This is a genomic window from Bacteroides sp. 51 (genome assembly GCF_010500965.1).
Classification (GTDB): Bacteria; Bacteroidota; Bacteroidia; order Bacteroidales; family Bacteroidaceae; genus Bacteroides.
The window spans coordinates 1-16,339 of the sequence record NZ_QVMI01000022.1 but is presented as its reverse complement, the minus strand read 5'-3'; the positions used below and the strand labels follow the sequence as shown (position 1 = coordinate 16,339).

The 16,339-nt window shown below is 40.9% G+C and carries 12 protein-coding genes and 1 pseudogene; 12 read left to right on the top strand and 1 reads right to left on the bottom strand.

Going from position 1 to position 16,339, the window contains the following annotated elements:
• Positions 1-88: 88 nt before the first annotated feature.
• The 12 genes from D0T87_RS16205 (at position 89) to D0T87_RS16150 (ending at position 13,687) form a co-directional block, all read left to right on the top strand.
• Positions 89-700: a hypothetical protein gene (locus D0T87_RS16205; RefSeq protein ID WP_129733349.1), complete on the top strand. Its 612-nt coding sequence runs from the start codon at positions 89-91 to the stop codon at positions 698-700.
• Between the two features lie 101 nt (positions 701-801).
• Positions 802-1,224, top strand: a complete 423-nt coding sequence (locus tag D0T87_RS16200) for a Fur family transcriptional regulator (protein ID WP_129733348.1) — start codon at positions 802-804, stop codon at positions 1,222-1,224.
• Between the two features lie 46 nt (positions 1,225-1,270).
• Positions 1,271-1,708 carry a DUF6769 family protein gene (locus D0T87_RS16195; RefSeq protein WP_129733347.1) on the top strand — a complete coding sequence of 146 codons (438 nt, stop codon included), beginning with the start codon at positions 1,271-1,273 and terminating at the stop codon, positions 1,706-1,708.
• A 165-nt stretch (positions 1,709-1,873) separates the two neighbouring features.
• Positions 1,874-3,199 (top strand): efflux RND transporter periplasmic adaptor subunit, encoded by a 1,326-nt coding sequence (locus tag D0T87_RS16190; protein ID WP_129733346.1) that lies wholly within the window; start codon positions 1,874-1,876, stop codon positions 3,197-3,199.
• A gap of 20 nt (positions 3,200-3,219) precedes the next feature.
• Positions 3,220-6,363 carry an efflux RND transporter permease subunit gene (locus D0T87_RS16185; protein ID WP_163176181.1) on the top strand — a complete coding sequence of 1,048 codons (3,144 nt, stop codon included), beginning with the start codon at positions 3,220-3,222 and terminating at the stop codon, positions 6,361-6,363.
• Positions 6,360-7,538 carry a TolC family protein gene (locus tag D0T87_RS16180; protein WP_129733344.1) on the top strand — a complete coding sequence of 393 codons (1,179 nt, stop codon included), beginning with the start codon at positions 6,360-6,362 and terminating at the stop codon, positions 7,536-7,538. Before D0T87_RS16185 ends, D0T87_RS16180 begins: the two co-directional genes overlap by 4 nt.
• An 11-nt stretch (positions 7,539-7,549) precedes the next feature.
• Positions 7,550-7,822, top strand: coding sequence for a hypothetical protein (locus tag D0T87_RS16175; RefSeq protein ID WP_129733343.1), 273 nt, complete (start codon positions 7,550-7,552; stop codon positions 7,820-7,822).
• Between the two features lie 12 nt (positions 7,823-7,834).
• Positions 7,835-9,778: a heavy metal translocating P-type ATPase gene (locus D0T87_RS16170; RefSeq protein WP_129733342.1), complete on the top strand. Its 1,944-nt coding sequence runs from the start codon at positions 7,835-7,837 to the stop codon at positions 9,776-9,778.
• 38 nt (positions 9,779-9,816) lie between these two features.
• A complete protein-coding gene (locus D0T87_RS16165; RefSeq protein ID WP_163176180.1) occupies positions 9,817-10,665 on the top strand; it encodes an RteC domain-containing protein in 849 nt (282 codons plus the stop codon).
• A 339-nt stretch (positions 10,666-11,004) separates the two neighbouring features.
• Positions 11,005-11,364 (top strand): helix-turn-helix domain-containing protein, encoded by a 360-nt coding sequence (locus D0T87_RS16160; RefSeq protein ID WP_129733340.1) that lies wholly within the window; start codon positions 11,005-11,007, stop codon positions 11,362-11,364.
• Positions 11,327-13,366 carry an AAA family ATPase gene (locus D0T87_RS16155; RefSeq protein ID WP_163176179.1) on the top strand — a complete coding sequence of 680 codons (2,040 nt, stop codon included), beginning with the start codon at positions 11,327-11,329 and terminating at the stop codon, positions 13,364-13,366. The genes D0T87_RS16160 and D0T87_RS16155 overlap by 38 nt, the downstream gene beginning before the upstream one ends.
• A 12-nt stretch (positions 13,367-13,378) precedes the next feature.
• A complete protein-coding gene (locus D0T87_RS16150) occupies positions 13,379-13,687 on the top strand; it encodes a helix-turn-helix domain-containing protein (RefSeq protein ID WP_129733338.1) in 309 nt (102 codons plus the stop codon).
• Between the two features lie 86 nt (positions 13,688-13,773).
• Here D0T87_RS16150 and D0T87_RS16145 read toward each other — a convergent pair.
• Positions 13,774-16,227: pseudogene (locus D0T87_RS16145) on the bottom strand (helicase-related protein); the annotation flags it as partial.
• Positions 16,228-16,339: the final 112 nt, after the last annotated feature.

Below are 16,339 nucleotides of genomic sequence, written 5' to 3'. Positions count from 1 at the left end.
TTCAAGTTAAAAATTATTTTATTTTTTGGTAGGGTATAATTACTCTTATGCGGTATATTAACATATAACATTTTAACAATAAAGGAATATGAAAAGAGTATTTTATTCATTAGCGGTTCTCGCATCGGTTATCACATTCGTTTCTTGTAGCCAGGATGATGATAGCAACTTTGGAGATATAGATCAAAGTTTGGAGCTTCGTGCATCTACACTCGGTTTTTCAAATGGCGATATCTACAAAAGCAGCGTGCTGAATCAGTGTGCTGCCGGAAATCACGAAAACTGCGATATACTTGCAGACGGAACACATCAGGTTTGTACAAATTCCCAACATTCAGGAATTAAACATGACGGTACCCATCACAATGGCACAGGCACAGGACATGGAGGAAATAACCATGATTCCAATACCTGCATGGATGTAAGCCACAATCATAACAACACACAAAACCACGATGTGAATACTTGTACTGATGCAAACCATAATCACAATAACGGACAAAACCATGATGTGAATACTTGTACAGATACAAGCCATAATCACAATGGAGAACAAAACCATGATGTGAACACTTGCACTGATGCAAGTCATAATCACAATGGGGAACAAAATCATGATGTGAATACCTGTACTGATAAGAGCCACAATCACAATGGAAGTGCCGATGGCTCTCATAATAAGGGCAACCATCATAATTAAGATATTATATGCAAAAAGGATGTGCAGTGATTTTAAAATCAGCATCATTTGACACATCCTTTTTGTTATAGAATAAATAACATAAATAATCTTTGAAATACGTGGACGATTTTATCATAAAATTATTAGAAGGAAAAGGCATAAAGCCCACATCTACACGGATTTTAGTATGGGATACAATGCTAAAGTTCACCGAAGCATTCAGTTTAGGGGACTTAGAGAAAAAATTATTGAGCATTGATAAATCGACTATTTCTCGTATAATTCACCTCTTTAATGATAATGGGCTGATTCATAAATTTGACGACGGATCAGGTTCGGTTAAATATTCGGTTTGTCAGGAGGATTGCGGTTGTAGTGAAGGTGATTATCATTTACACTTTTACTGTAACTACTGTAAAAAGGCATTTTGTTTGGAAAACGTGCCTGTTCCTCAAATAGAACTACCGGGAAATATGGAATTGGAGAGCGTTAATTTCGTAATTAAAGGCTATTGCGGAAAATGTGATAAGATTGCAACTTAGTTGCATGACTTTTTATTTTATCTTTGCACAGGTAAAAAAAGATTTAGTGAAACGAATTATTTCCATATCGTTTGTTGCATTGTCAAGTTTAGTATTACTGATACTTGCAATAGTACCACATCATCATCATGAGGGATTGGTGTGTATTGTTATGGAGATATGCGAACAGGATAATCAGGTAAACGATGAACATACAGACCATCGTGAGTTACCTAATGACAGTGACCATGAACAATCTTGTATTGCTGAATCTAAATATACTTCACCCAAAACGACAAATGAAACTAAGTGCAAGGTTTCTTCTTGTCAAAACCATGATCTTACACATTTATTCCCGATATTCTTTTTAGCTGCGGATTTCTTAATCTACGATTCGGGAGAATCAACCTCCGACTTTGAGTACGGAGAATTTATTTCATTCTATAAATCCGCAGAAGCAAACCAATTTCACGGTTTACGCGCCCCTCCTTCCATAATTTCCTGATGTTTTGACTTACAGGCTGTAAGTCATGCTGCTTTGTGCATTTGGATATGTTCAAGGCATAGGGTATTGGTATATACATATCAACCCATAAAAATCAATATTTCTCACGAGAAGCAAAGCAAATATCAGGATATGCTTTACTTCCCCCAATAATTAAAAAATAAAATGAAAACGTACATAATAGGATTATTCGTTGTTATCGCAATATTATTAACCGGATGCAATTCCGGTCAGGGAAAAAACAATCAAAAATCAAGTGATAAACATGAGCATGTTGATGGTGATGGACATGACCATTCTAATGAGAAAGAGCATGAACACTCCGAAGGTGATGGACATGACCATTCAAACGATAAAGAACATAAACATACTGACGGCGATGGGCATGACCACGCTAACGAGAAAGATCATAAGCACTCCGAGGGCGACGGACATGACCACGGAGCAGAAGCAATGGAAGACAGCCATTCGGATGAAATACTTTTCACCAAACAGCAAGCGCAACTTGTTGGATTGAAGACAGAAACCGTTGCTCTTGGTAGTTTCTACAATTCCATTAAAACCAGTGGACAGATACAAGCCTCGCAGGGTGATGAAGCTGTTATTGCAGCTACTTCCAACGGTATTGTATCTTTCACCAATCCGTCCATAACAGACGGTACAGCCGTACAAGCCGGACAATCCATTGTAACTATTTCAGCAAAGAAACTGTTGGAAGGCGATCCGTCCGTAAAAGCGCGGATTGAATACGAAACTGCACAGAAAGAGTTCCAACGTGCCGAATCATTGGTAAAAGACCAGATTATTTCCGCTAAGGACTTTGAACAGGCTCGTTTGCGTTATGAAACAGCGAAAACAGTATATCAGGCACAGGCAGGCAATATGACAGCCACCGGGGTAAGCGTTACAGCTCCCATTGCCGGATATATTAAGAACAGGCTTGTTGCACAGGGGGAATACGTTTCAGTAGGTCAGCCCATTGCAACTGTATCGCAGAATAGGCGTTTGCAGCTACGAGCCGAAGTATCAGAGAACAATTTCAAGATACTTAAAAGCATCAGTAGTGCTAACTTTAAGCCTGCCTATGACAATCAGGTATATAAACTTTCGGAACTTAACGGCCGGCTTTTATCTTTCGGTAAAGCATCCACTGACCAATCTTTCTATATTCCTGTTACATTCGAGTTTGATAACGTGGGCGATATTATTCCCGGAGCATATACCGAAGTATATCTGCTTTCGACCTTACAGGATAATGTAATATCCGTTCCCGTTTCTGCTATTACCGAAGAACAGGGACTTAACTTCGTGTATCTGCAAATAGGCGACGAAGAATATAAGAAACAGGAAGTAACCCTCGGACAGAATAACGGCGAAAGAGTGCAGATCCTTTCAGGTCTTCAACGCGGAGCCAAAGTAGTTACCAAAGGAGTATATCAGGTGAAACTGGCAGCAACTTCTTCAGTAATGCCCGAAGGACATAGTCACTAACCATTAAAACACGAATCAGTATGTTGAACAAGATAATAAAATTCTCGCTGAACAACCGTGTCGTTGTTTTAGTGGCATCCCTGCTGCTTATGCTGGCAGGAACCTATACAGCCGTCAATATGGAAGTCGATGTATTTCCCGACCTCAATGCACCCACCGTTGTGGTGATGACAGAGGCACGAGGTATGGCTCCCGAAGAAGTCGAACGGCTCGTTACTTTCCCTGTCGAAACCGCCCTGAACGGTGCTACTGATGTACGCCGTGTGCGTTCATCCTCTACCACAGGCTTTTCTATCGTATGGGTAGAATTTAACTGGGGAACGGACATCTACCGTGCCCGTCAGATTGTATCCGAAAAGTTAGCCGTTGTCAATGACCAGTTGCCGTCTAACGTTGGTAATCCGACGTTGGGGCCGCAATCGTCCATACTGGGTGAGCTTATGATTATCGGAGTAACCGCCGATTCAACCTCATTACAGGATTTGCGGACATTATCTGACTGGACTATCCGCCCCCGTTTATTATCAACAGGTGGAGTGGCACAGGTAACCGTTCTCGGTGGTGAAATCAAGGAATACCAGATATTGCTCGATCCCGGAAAGATGAAACATTACAACATCGGACTCAATGAAGTAATCGACGTCGTTACCGAAATGAACCAGAACGCCGCAGGTGGTGTATTGTATGAATACGGAAACGAATTTATCATCCGTGGCGTGCTTTCAACAAATAAAATACCATCATTGGGAAAAGCTGTTATCAAAACAGTAAACAATGTTCCTATCCTGATAGAAAACATTGCTGAAGTAAAAATAGGAGATAAAGCACCTAAACTGGGTATGGCATCCAACGACGGCAAAGCTGCCGTATTGATAACTGTTACCAAGCAACCGGCTACAAGTACGCTCGAATTGACAGACAAACTTGACGCTTCGCTTGCCGATTTACAGAAACAGCTTCCGGCAGATGTGAAGATAACAACCGACATCTTTCGTCAGGCACGTTTTATAGACAACTCCATCAATAACGTACAGAAATCATTGTACGAAGGGGGTATCTTCGTGGTTATCGTTCTCGTTATCTTCCTGATGAACGCACGTACAACCATTATATCACTTGTAACGATACCGTTGTCATTAGTCTTTGCAATACTCTCCTTAAAATTCATGGGGCTTACTATTAATACCATGAGCCTCGGAGGTATGGCTATTGCTATTGGCTCGCTTGTGGATGATGCCATTGTCGATGTAGAAAATGTGTTCAAGCGATTGCGGGAGAACAGGCAGAAACCAAAGGAACTGCAAAAAACCGTACTCAACGTCGTGTTCGATGCTTCCAAAGAAGTGCGTATGCCAATTCTATACTCCACATTTATCATCATCGCCAGCTTCGTTCCCTTGTTCTTCCTTTCTGGAATGGAAGGTCGTATGCTTGCACCGTTAGGAGTAGCCTTTATTATGGCATTGATAGCTTCTACCGTAGTAGCCTTAACCCTTACTCCAGTATTGTGTAGCTACCTGTTGGGTAAACCACGAAAAGATGATAAACCGGAACGTGAACCGTATATAGTAAGGAAACTGAAAATCGTTTACGAGGTAGCCCTTAAATGGACACTCAAATACAAGAAATGGGTACTTGGCGGAACAGGTGTTGTTTTAGTGATTGCCGTTATCATTTTCTTCTCATTAGGTCGTAGCTTCCTGCCGCCATTCAATGAGGGTTCATTTACCGTAAGCATCAGTAGTATGCCCGGTATATCGCTTGAAGAATCCGACAAGATGGGGCGTATAGCAGAAGATATCTTGCTTTCCATACCCGAAGTTCAAACCGTAGGACGGAAAACAGGACGTGCCGAACTCGATGAACACGCACTCGGTGTAAACGTATCGGAAATCGAAGCACCGTTCATCCTCGATAAACGTTCCAAAGATGAAGTGCTTGCCGAAATACGCGAAAAGATAAAAGTGTTGCCGGGAGTGAATATAGAAATAGGCGCACCCATTTCGCACCGTATCGACGCTATGTTATCCGGTACACGTGCCAACATCGCTATCAAGTTGTTCGGAACAGACCTCAATAAAATGTTCTCCATCGGTAACCAAATAAAAGCAAACATTCAGGACATTGAAGGTATTGCCGATCTGAACGTAGAACAACAAGTGGAACGTCCGCAGTTGAAGATAGAACCCAAAAGGGAAGTAATGGCGAAATACGGCATAACCTTACCCGACTTTGCGAAGATTGTAAACGTCATGCTCGCAGGTGAAGTCGTTTCACAGGTGTACGAAGAAAACCGCTCGTTCGACCTTACCCTAAAAGTAAACGACGATAGCCGTGAAACAGCCGAAAGGATAAAGAACCTTATTGTTGATGCCAACGGACGTAAAATTCCATTGAGTAATATAGCCGAAATAACATCGTCCACAGGCCCCAACACCATCAATAGGGAAAACGTTGCCCGTAAGATTGTAATATCGGCTAACGTTGCCGGACGTGACCTGCGCGGAGTAGTAAATGACATTCAGGACATCGTAAACGAAAAGATAGAACTGCCCGAAGGTTATCATATTGAGTACGGCGGACAGTTTGAGAGCGAACAGGCAGCATCACGCACCCTGCTTATTACCTCAATCTTCTCCATTCTTGCTATTTTCATGCTTCTGTTTGCGCAGTTTAAGAGCATAAACCAGTCCGTTGTTATCCTGCTTAACCTGCCGCTTGCCCTTATCGGCGGAGTGTTTGCCATTTTCTTTACTAACGGCGTTCTGAGCATACCGGCTATTATCGGGTTTATCTCCCTGTTCGGTATCGCTACACGTAACGGTATGTTGCTTATCTCACGATACAACGACCTTGTGGCAGAGGGGTATAGCAAACTTGATGCGGTAATGACCGGCTCGTTAGACCGTCTAAACCCCATCTTGATGACCGCATTAACCTCCGGTCTTGCACTGATACCGCTTGCATTGGGTGGTGATTTGCCGGGTAACGAAATACAAAGTCCGATGGCAAAGGTTATCCTGGGCGGATTGCTCACATCGACTTTGCTCAACGGCTTTATTATTCCTATCATGTACTTAATTACAAACAGGAAAGTAGTTGAAACCGAAATTCTGGACAACGAGGAACCTGAAGTAAACAACACTAAATTAGAATTAGAATGAGAACAATCATAATAACCATGTTGGTACTCTTCGCAGGCATAACGCTCAATGCGCAGAATAATATCAACCCTGTATTGTCTTCGATAGAAGAGAACAATACAACCCTGAAAGCCCTCCGCGAACAAGTTGAAGCGGATAAGCTGCAAAACAAAACGGGCATCTTCCTTGATGATCCGGAAGTGGGCTTCAATTATCTCTGGGGTAACCCTTCAAATATAGGTAATCGTACCGATTTTAGCGTATCGCAGACATTCGACATTCCCACCATTACGGGAATGAAAAGTCGGTTAGCAAACGGTAGAAACAACCTTGTGGAATGGCAGTACAAAGCCGACCGTATGAATATATTGCTCGAAGCAAAACAATACTGCATTGAACTGATATATTACAATTCCCTGCTTAAAGAACTTTATTTGCGTCTGGAACATGCAGAAACCATTGCCAAAGGTTATAAAGACCGTATGGACAGGGGCGACGTAAGTATCTTGGAGTACAACAAAGTAAACCTGAACCTTTCTACCATACAAGGAGAAATATCGCGCATGGAAGTAGAACGTGATGCACTCCTTGCCCAGTTGAAAAGGCTGAACGGCGGTATCGACGTAGTCTTTAATGATGCAGACTACGGCAGCCGTGAGCTTCCGTTGAACTTTAACGACTGGTATGTACAAGCCGAAGATAAAAACCCGGTGTTGGCATACGTGCGTAACGAAATCGAAGTAAGCCAGAAACAGGTATCACTAAGCAAAGCGATGAACCTGCCTAAGTTTACCGCCGGATACATGAGTGAAAAAGTAGTCGGACAACGGTATCAGGGTGTGTCGCTTGGTATATCCATACCGCTATGGTCGAATAAAAATCAGGTGAAACAGGCAAAGGCATCTGTTGCTGCTGCCCAAAGCCGCGAAGCCGATACCAAGCAACAGTTTTTCAGCCAACTGCAAATACAGTATTCCAAAGCAATGGGACTGAAAACTACTGCCGACAAATATCGTAAATCGCTGGCAAACGTAAATAATACCATCCTGTTGAAAAAAGCACTTGATGCGGGTGAAATATCCTTGCTTGATTACATGGTTGAAATGGGATTGTACTACGACAACGTAAACCAGACGCTTGCAGCCGAAAGGGATTATCAACTGGCATTTGCCGAACTTGCAGCCGTAGAACTCTAAAAAATGATGTCATGAAAAGACAGCAAAAGAAAAAAAAGAGTAAGGTCATTGCAAAGAAAAAAATGATTAGTTCAAGAGCAAAAAAATGGATTGTAGCGTTAAGTATAACCATTGGGATTACATTAGGTTTTTTGTTATGGTATTATGTAACCAGATGTCCCCATCATCATTGTTTCTTTCATAGATGGCCGTTAAAGGAAGTCTTATTCTTTGGGACTTTGTTTACACTATTACCATTTGTGTTTTTGAATGAGGAATTGTATAAAAAGAAGTATAAACGATAAATTAAAATAATTATGGGAAATTGCAATGATGGGGCTTGTGTTATAGACAAGACCAAACAGGAAATGGATACCTCACAGAAAAGAGGTTACATCCGGGCGGCTATCTCCTTTGTGATGCTGATTGCAGGCATCATCTTTTCCGCTGTCGGGCTTTCGTTCTTTGCCGATAAGTGGGTACAACTCGCATGGTATATCATCGCTTATATTCCGGTAGGCTTACCGGTGATAAAAGAAGCATGGGAAGCCATTCGCCAGAAAGACGTATTCAGCGAGTTTACATTGATGAGTATAGCTACCATCGGGGCGTTCTTTATCGGAGAATACCCCGAAGGCGTTGCAGTAATGCTGTTCTATGCCGTAGGCGAACTCTTTCAGGATGCAGCGGTAAACCGTGCAAAAAGGAGCATTAGTGCATTACTTGATGTCCGACCAGAAACAGCGACAGTTATTAAGATGGATAAAACTGAAATAATGTCGCCGGAGAATGTAAATGTAGGTGATATTGTGGAAGTCAAGGTAGGCGAAAGAGTGCCTCTTGACGGAATTTTACTGAATGAATCGGCATCTTTTAATACTTCGGCATTAACTGGAGAGAGTGTTCCCAGAACGATACGGAAAAATGAGGACGTATTTGCAGGTATGATACTTACCGACAATGTTTCAAGAATTGAAGTAACGAAACCATTTGGTATGAGTGCTTTGGCTCGTATTCTTGACCTTGTTCAGAACGCCACAGAAAAAAAGGCACCCGCAGAACAGTTCATACGCAAATTTGCCCGCATCTATACTCCGATAGTGGTGGCACTGGCTGCGCTTATAGTGTTATTACCACTGGCATACTCTGCTATTAATCCGGCATTCAATTTTGTGTTGTACGACTGGGTTTATCGTGGATTGGTATTCCTCGTTATTTCCTGCCCGTGTGCTTTGGTTATCAGCATACCGTTGGGCTACTTTGGTGGTATCGGGGCGGCAAGCCGTAAAGGAATACTATTTAAAGGAAGCAACTATTTGGAAGCCATTACCAAAGTAAATACGGTGGTGATGGATAAAACCGGAACACTGACACAGGGAGTTTTCAAGGTACAAAAGATTGTTCCGGCAGATTTTCTGCTCGAAACAGACCTTGTGAATTTAGTGGCTTCGGTTGAAACGCAAAGTACGCATCCCATAGCGAAAGCTATTGTGGAATATGCAAAAGAGCAGAATATCGAAGTAATTAAGCCGGAGATTGTGAATGAAATCGCAGGGCACGGCTTACAGGCTTCTATCAATGGTAAAATAGTTCTTGTGGGTAATCCTAAATTATTGATAAAAAACAATGTAGAGTTCCCGCCGGAAATAGCGACTATACCCGAAACGATTGTTGTTTGCGCTATCAATGGCATCTATTCCGGATATATTCTGGTAGCCGATGCTCCGAAAGAGGATGCAGCTACAGCCGTGAACGCTTTGCGTGAGTTAGGAATTAAGAATATTGTAATGCTGTCAGGAGATAAACAGGCCATCGTTTCGCAGCTTGCCACAGAGTTGAACGTTACGCAAGCGCATGGCGATCTGCTGCCCGAAGGAAAGGTTGAGTATGTAGAGCAGTTGAAGTCCGATCCGGGTAATAACATTGCTTTTGTAGGCGATGGGATAAACGATGCGCCTGTTCTTGCCATGAGCGACGTAGGCATTGCAATGGGTGGACTGGGTAGCGACGTTGCCATAGAAACGGCAGACGTTATTATTCAGACAGACCAACCGAGCCGGATAGCAACGGCTATAACAATAGGCAAAGCTACACGCCGAATTGTTATACAGAATATAAGTCTGGCTTTTGGTGTAAAGCTCATTGTGTTGATTTTGGGTGCAGGAGGTGTTGCAACCTTATGGGAAGCGGTATTTGCTGATGTTGGGGTATCGTTATTGGCGATATTGAACGCTATTAGGATTTTGAAAATGAAATTTTAATTATGCCCTGTTGGGGTTTGTACCTAAAATATAGCCTTATGAATAAACACGTCAATACTATAATCGAAAAAGTGAATGATCAGCTTGAAGCTATTGAACTGGAAGAAGAAGCCTCTTTAAGAAAAGCTAAAAAAGCAGTTTTGTTGCTAAAAGGAATTATGCAACAGCTAAAGATGAAACTGAACGATTATAAGTTCAAAAGTGATGATGAAGAAATATGTTTTTTTAAAGAGTACAAACCCCAACTTTTCAGCAAATTAATCTATTACTCGGAGATTTATAAGATAGAAACTAATCGACCGACTGGAAGTGATACGGCACAGAAAAATTATATAATAAGGGAATTAGACAGGATAAAAGATTATTTTGATAAAAACTTAGATTTCTACCAGTATTACAGGACAGAGAAGACTCATCTTGACCGTTATTATTTTCTTCGGGTAGAGCCGAATATTGAACTTAATGTAGATTGCTTCTACTTTGAAAGGGATAATAATTTTTCTACCAGTTTTGATTACAAAGTTTCTAAAATATTAGCCAATGAGATGCTCCGTATTTATCTCAATGCTGAATTAAATAAACTGGAAAAACATCCTGAAAACGAAATGGATAACTCTAAATTTCCCCGTATAAAACATACTTGGACAGGAACTAAAACAGAACTTGTCGAACTGATTTATGCTATATATGCAAAAGGAAGCATAAATTATGGAAACATTGATATTAAAGAGTTGATAGATTATTTCTGTAATGTTTTCAATACCGATGCCGGAGAGTTTTACCGCATCTATTTGAATATCAGAAACCGGAAAGAAAGCCGGACTTTATATCTTGATTCATTGCGAGATAGCCTTAACAAAAAAATGGATGATGACGATAACAGGTAAAATGTCAGGTGGTCAATAAAAAAACAGCAGAAGTAATTATAAAAATCAATTCATTATCAATAAGTTATGAGAAAATCAATATAAAGATGATATAAAGTTTATCTTAACGGATTTTCCCTCTTTTAGCCCTGAAAAACTATCATTTTCAGGGCTTTTTTACGTCTTTTTCTTCCAAAAATACCCAATGTAAAGATTCTCACTTTACATTCCTAAAAAAACAAAACTAAAACATTCTGATTATTAGATATTTAGAATGAAATTTCAAAAATAGTTATAGCAACTTGTCATTCTACGTTTTTGCAACTTCCGAACTTTGCATCAATTCAATAAGTAGCAATTATGGATGTCATTACAATAGAATCACAGGCATACAAAGAATTAGTTTCCAAAATTAATGCCATAGCGAAATTCGTGATAGATCATCAGGATGATGATACTACCAACCCGGACGAAATGTGGGTGGACAGTTACGAAGTTTGCACCTTTCTCAAAATCAGCGAACGAACACTTCAACGTTTGCGAAGTAACCGGATGATTTCTTATTCCATTATCTCCGGCAAATCATATTATACCATTGCTGAAATAAAACGGATGCTTACTGAGAAAAGAATCCGCAGCACCGATGAATGTATGAATGACCTTATAAATAATCATAAACTCCATGCTCAACAAAGACGAATTATTAAGACGGACGAATAACGGTTTGGACGTATTCAAACACTATATCCCAGTCCAATGGAAAACAGGACGTAATTTCCTTAATCCTTTGTATGAAGACCGTAAAGCATCGTGCAATGTATATTTTGACCGTCGTAATGGCGTTTATAAAATTAAGGATTTCGGCAATGACGATTACAGTGGCGATTGCTTTTTCTTCGTTGGAAGATTGAACGGTTTGGATTGTAGCAATGGAGCTGATTTTGTCGAAATATTAAAGACAATAAACAGGGATATGGCATTAGGACTGGGTGATTCCGATTACTCTCATACTCCGCAGCCAATCACATCGAACAAACAACAGCCTACGCCTGAACTACCCAAAAACAAACCGTATAATATCATTCAACAAAAATTCACTCAAAAAGAACTGGATTTTTGGAAGCAATCAGGTATTACGCCCGAAATATTGAAATACTACAAAACAGTTTCCCTGAAAGAATTTAGAAGCGAAAATAAAGACAATAAACCATTCTACTATACTTCATCAGAAAATGAGCCTATTTTCGGATATATGAGTAAACGGTATGTGAAGATTTACCGTCCGTTTTCGGAAGTCCGTTTTTTATATGGTGGTAATATCGGGGAGAATTACTGTTTCGGACTGGAGCAATTACCCGCCAAAGGAGATACGCTGTTTATCACCGGCGGAGAAAAAGACGTGATGACACTTGCCGCTCATGGATTCCACGCTATCTGCTTTAATAGTGAAACCTCTATAATCCCGACAGGGATCATCTACAAACTGACATTCCGGTTTAAACATATTGTACTGCTCTATGATGCAGATAAAACAGGAACAGATAGTGCGGTGAAGCATGAAAAGGCATTGTCCGAATATGGTGTTAAACGTCTTGTACTCCCACTTTCGGGAGAAAAAAAGGACAAAGATATTACCGACTATTTCAGTAAGGGTAATAGCCGGAAAGAGTTCCGACAATTATTTCTCGATTTTCTTGATAACCTATATAATGAAACAATGACCATGCTGAAATCATGCGAAATTGATTTTAACAATCCTCCGGCAAAAGCAGAAGAAGTTATATCTGCCGGCGACGTACCACTGGGCACACAGGGTAACATACTTTGTATTACTGGCGGTGAAGGCACAGGAAAAAGCAACTATGTTGCTGCCCTGATTGCAGGTTCGATAAGAAACGACAATCGTCCCATTGATACGTTAGGCGTTGATGTACGGGATAATTCCGACCATAAAGCGGTTTTGCTCTATGATACGGAACAATCGGAAGTACAGCTTTTCAAAAATGTATCAAATCTTTTAAAGCGTGCTAAACTGGAAGAAAAACCGGAAGAACTACGGGCTTTTTCTCTTACGGGAATGTCCCGAAAAGAACGGTTACAAGCTATTGTTCAGAGTATGGATAAGTACCATTACGAATATGAGGGCATTCGCTTAGTTGTCATTGACGGGATAGCAGATTTAGTGTCATCGGCAAATGACGAAGTTGAAAGCATCAGGATTATGGATGAACTATACAGGTTGGCAGGAATATACCGTACCTGTATTATATGTGTGCTTCATTATGTACCCAATGGCTTGAAATTGCGTGGGCATCTTGGTTCGGAATTACAACGCAAAGCTGCTGCAATCCTTAGTATAGAACTTGACAGCGATCCGTCAATATCAGTGGTGAAGGCGCTCAAAGTAAGGGACGGCAGTCCTCTCGACGTTCCTTTAATGCAGTTTTCGTGGGATAAAGAATTAGGTATGCACATATATATCGGAGAAAAACCACGAGAGGAAAAAGAAAAAAGGAAAGAGAAAGAACTGGCGACAGTTGCCCGTGAGATATTCGATTCACAAAGGCATCTGACCTATATAGACCTATGCGACCGCATACAGCAGATAATGGATGTAAAGGAACGTACCGCCAAAAGCTATATTAAATATATGCGAGAGAAAGATATAATTATAAAAGATCCGTCCAATCAAAACTACTTTATGATAGGGCATATCATCTAAAAACGAAATACTATGTATATAGATAGAGAAAATTTTGAAGCATGGATGGAGCGTATCATGGATCGCTTCGACAAAATAGATAAAATACTTGATAAAATGAGTAAACGTAGGAATATGTTAGATGGAGAAATTTTGCTTGATAATCAGGATTTGTGCATGTTGCTTAATGTAAGTAAACGCACCCTGCAACGCTATCGTAGTACCGGAGAACTGCCTTTTCAGACAGTTTATCATAAGACATACTACAAAGAAAGTGATGTTCATATTTTCATCAGGGAAAACTTTAACAAGAAAAGGGGCAACAATAAGAAAAACCCGTGAGGGCATTACTATTTCCATATTTATAGTTTTTATGAATTTATATTCAAAAGCCCGTACCGTCGTGATGACAGGCACGGGCTTTATTTTTACAGTTTGAAATTTTTAGAAGAATCCTTTTTATCCACTTTCGGCGGACTACCACCCACCGATGCAATAACAAGCCTATCGCCCATTATTTCTTTAACTCCCTGCAAAGTATTTGGCAATGGTGCATCCCGAACAGTCGATGTTTCGGTCTTGCCTTGCGACTGGTTCTGATTGGTAGTAGAAACAGTCTTATCAGGTACAGTTTCCGCTTGTCCTTCAGTTTCACTGATTGGAGTAAGTGAGAGCTGAATTTCCCTATCCAACTTTATTAACTCGTCTTTCAGGGTTTTCAGTTCCGGTTCCTTACGCCAAGTACCTTCGACTACTTCTTTCAGTACAGGTATATCCTTTTGCAACTTCTCATTATCCGCTTGATACTTCTCCAAAAGTTTAGGCATGGTATCGAGTGCATTCAGGAAATTTTGTGCTGCGGTCTTCGGATCAGTAGCCATTACCCCGTGATTATAATTGTAGAGAATATTGCCCTCTCCCTTAATAAAGAAACGATTTTGTATAACATCGAAGCCATCTTTATTAGTGGTTTCAGATTTTACCATTAAATCAAAACCGTAAAGTGTACCAATTTTCTCATGCGCTCCATGTGTGCGGGCTTTGTCGGCTATTTCATTTAGCTTCAGCCCGACTTCTTTTGGGTTACTGCCCTGTAATCCGTCTAACTGAACAGGATTCAGGCGGGTAATACCGTCCGGCTGATGCTGAACACGGGTGTTAAACGCTTCAATATCTTTGGATATACGGCTAATAAACCCGTTGTTTTGCTCTACATTGGATATAATATCCTCCAATTTGTAACGTGATGATGACTTGCCACGCATGAATGCCTGTCGTTCGGATTCCAAAGAAGCGATTTTCTTTTCCAATCGTGCTTTCTCCAGTAATTCGGTATTGCCGGAAAGAATTGCCACATATTCAGAGAAGTTCATACCGCCTTTTTCGTCCATACTTCCCTCGTCGATAGTACGGCTACCCAGTGAATTATTTTTCAACTGGCGAATGAAAAGCTGCTTGTTGTGAAGTAAACCGAACTTGTACGCATCTAACGATTTTTCCACAGCATAGATAAGTACATCTACTTTATTATCCGCATATAGCTTCGCAATTTCATTGCCCTTGCGAATGCCCCGACCGTCCCGCTGTTCCAAGTCTGACGGTCGCCAAGGCGCATCTAAATGGTGGATTGCAACGCATCGTTTCTGGGCGTTTACTCCGGTTCCCAACATTTCGGTAGAGCCGAACAATACACGGATTTTACCCTCGTTCATATCCTTAATCATGGTTTTACGAGCCTTATCCGTTTTGGCTTCCTGAATAAAGCGTATTTCGTGAGCCGGGATTCCATAGTCATCCACCAGTTTACGCTTTATCTCGGAGCATGGGTTCCATTCTCCGGGTTTGTAAGTGCCTAAATCGGAGAAAACGAACTGGGTTGCTTTGTGGTCTTTGAATTTTGTGTAGTAGTCTGATACCATTTTAGCCACATGGGAAGCCTTGTTGTCCACATGGTCGCCATATTTAACTGGATCAATCAGTCGCATATCGAGGGACATCTTTCGCGCGTAATCGGTAGCGATAAGCATTTTTGCTTTTTCTTCGCTTTCCGATAATGGCGCACGTCCTAATATTTCACCTTTACCTGTTTTGGCGAACTCTACCAACTTTTGTATAAACTCCTGTTGGTCGGGTGTTGGTGGAATATTATGCAGAATTTCATTCTTTACAGGGCGGTCGATACCAATATCCTCCGCAGAACGATAGTCTGTTATTTCGGCATAAAAAGCTGCCAATTCGGGTACTTTGATAAAATACCGAAAGCGTTCTTTTTGCACAATTTCATTCGTTACCGAAAATTCGTAGTCTATCGACTTTTTGGCGAAGATTGCCGCCCACGCATCGAATGTATTAATACCCTGTCGTTCCAGTTCGTTCGGCCGGAGATACTTGAAAAGCAAGTATAACTCTGTCAAACTGTTGGAAATGGTTGTGCCTGAAAGAAAAGTGGCTCCCAAATCTTTTCCCGTCCTGTCCTGAATGGTACGCAGGGCAAAAAGCATATTCAAGGCACGTTGTGAGCCTTCGGCATTACCCAGACCTGCAACCCTGTCGTGTCGGGTTGTAAAGGTCAGGTTCTTGAATCGGTGGCTCTCATCAACATACAAGTGGTCGATACCCATAAGACGGAAATCTACGGTGTCATCCTTGCGGTTCTCAATCTGGTAGGTTATATTTTCCAATTTGGCTTCAAGGTTTAATTGTCTTTTAACTAAACCTTTTTCCATAGCACGGGAAATCTCCTTTCCTTGTGCCCGTAACACTTCCAGATTTTCTTCTACGCTATCGAGTTCCGCCTGTAATATCCGTTGCTGAATTTCGGGTGACTGGGGTATCATACCAAACTGTTCGTGTGTTAAAATGATTGCATCCCAGTTGTTATCAAAACGTTTTGATAACAACTGTTATCCAAACCTTCTCATTATCCAAACTTTTTATAAATCCAGCTCATTTTCAAGAGTATAAATATAAATAGTTTTGATAATGCTCCTTATT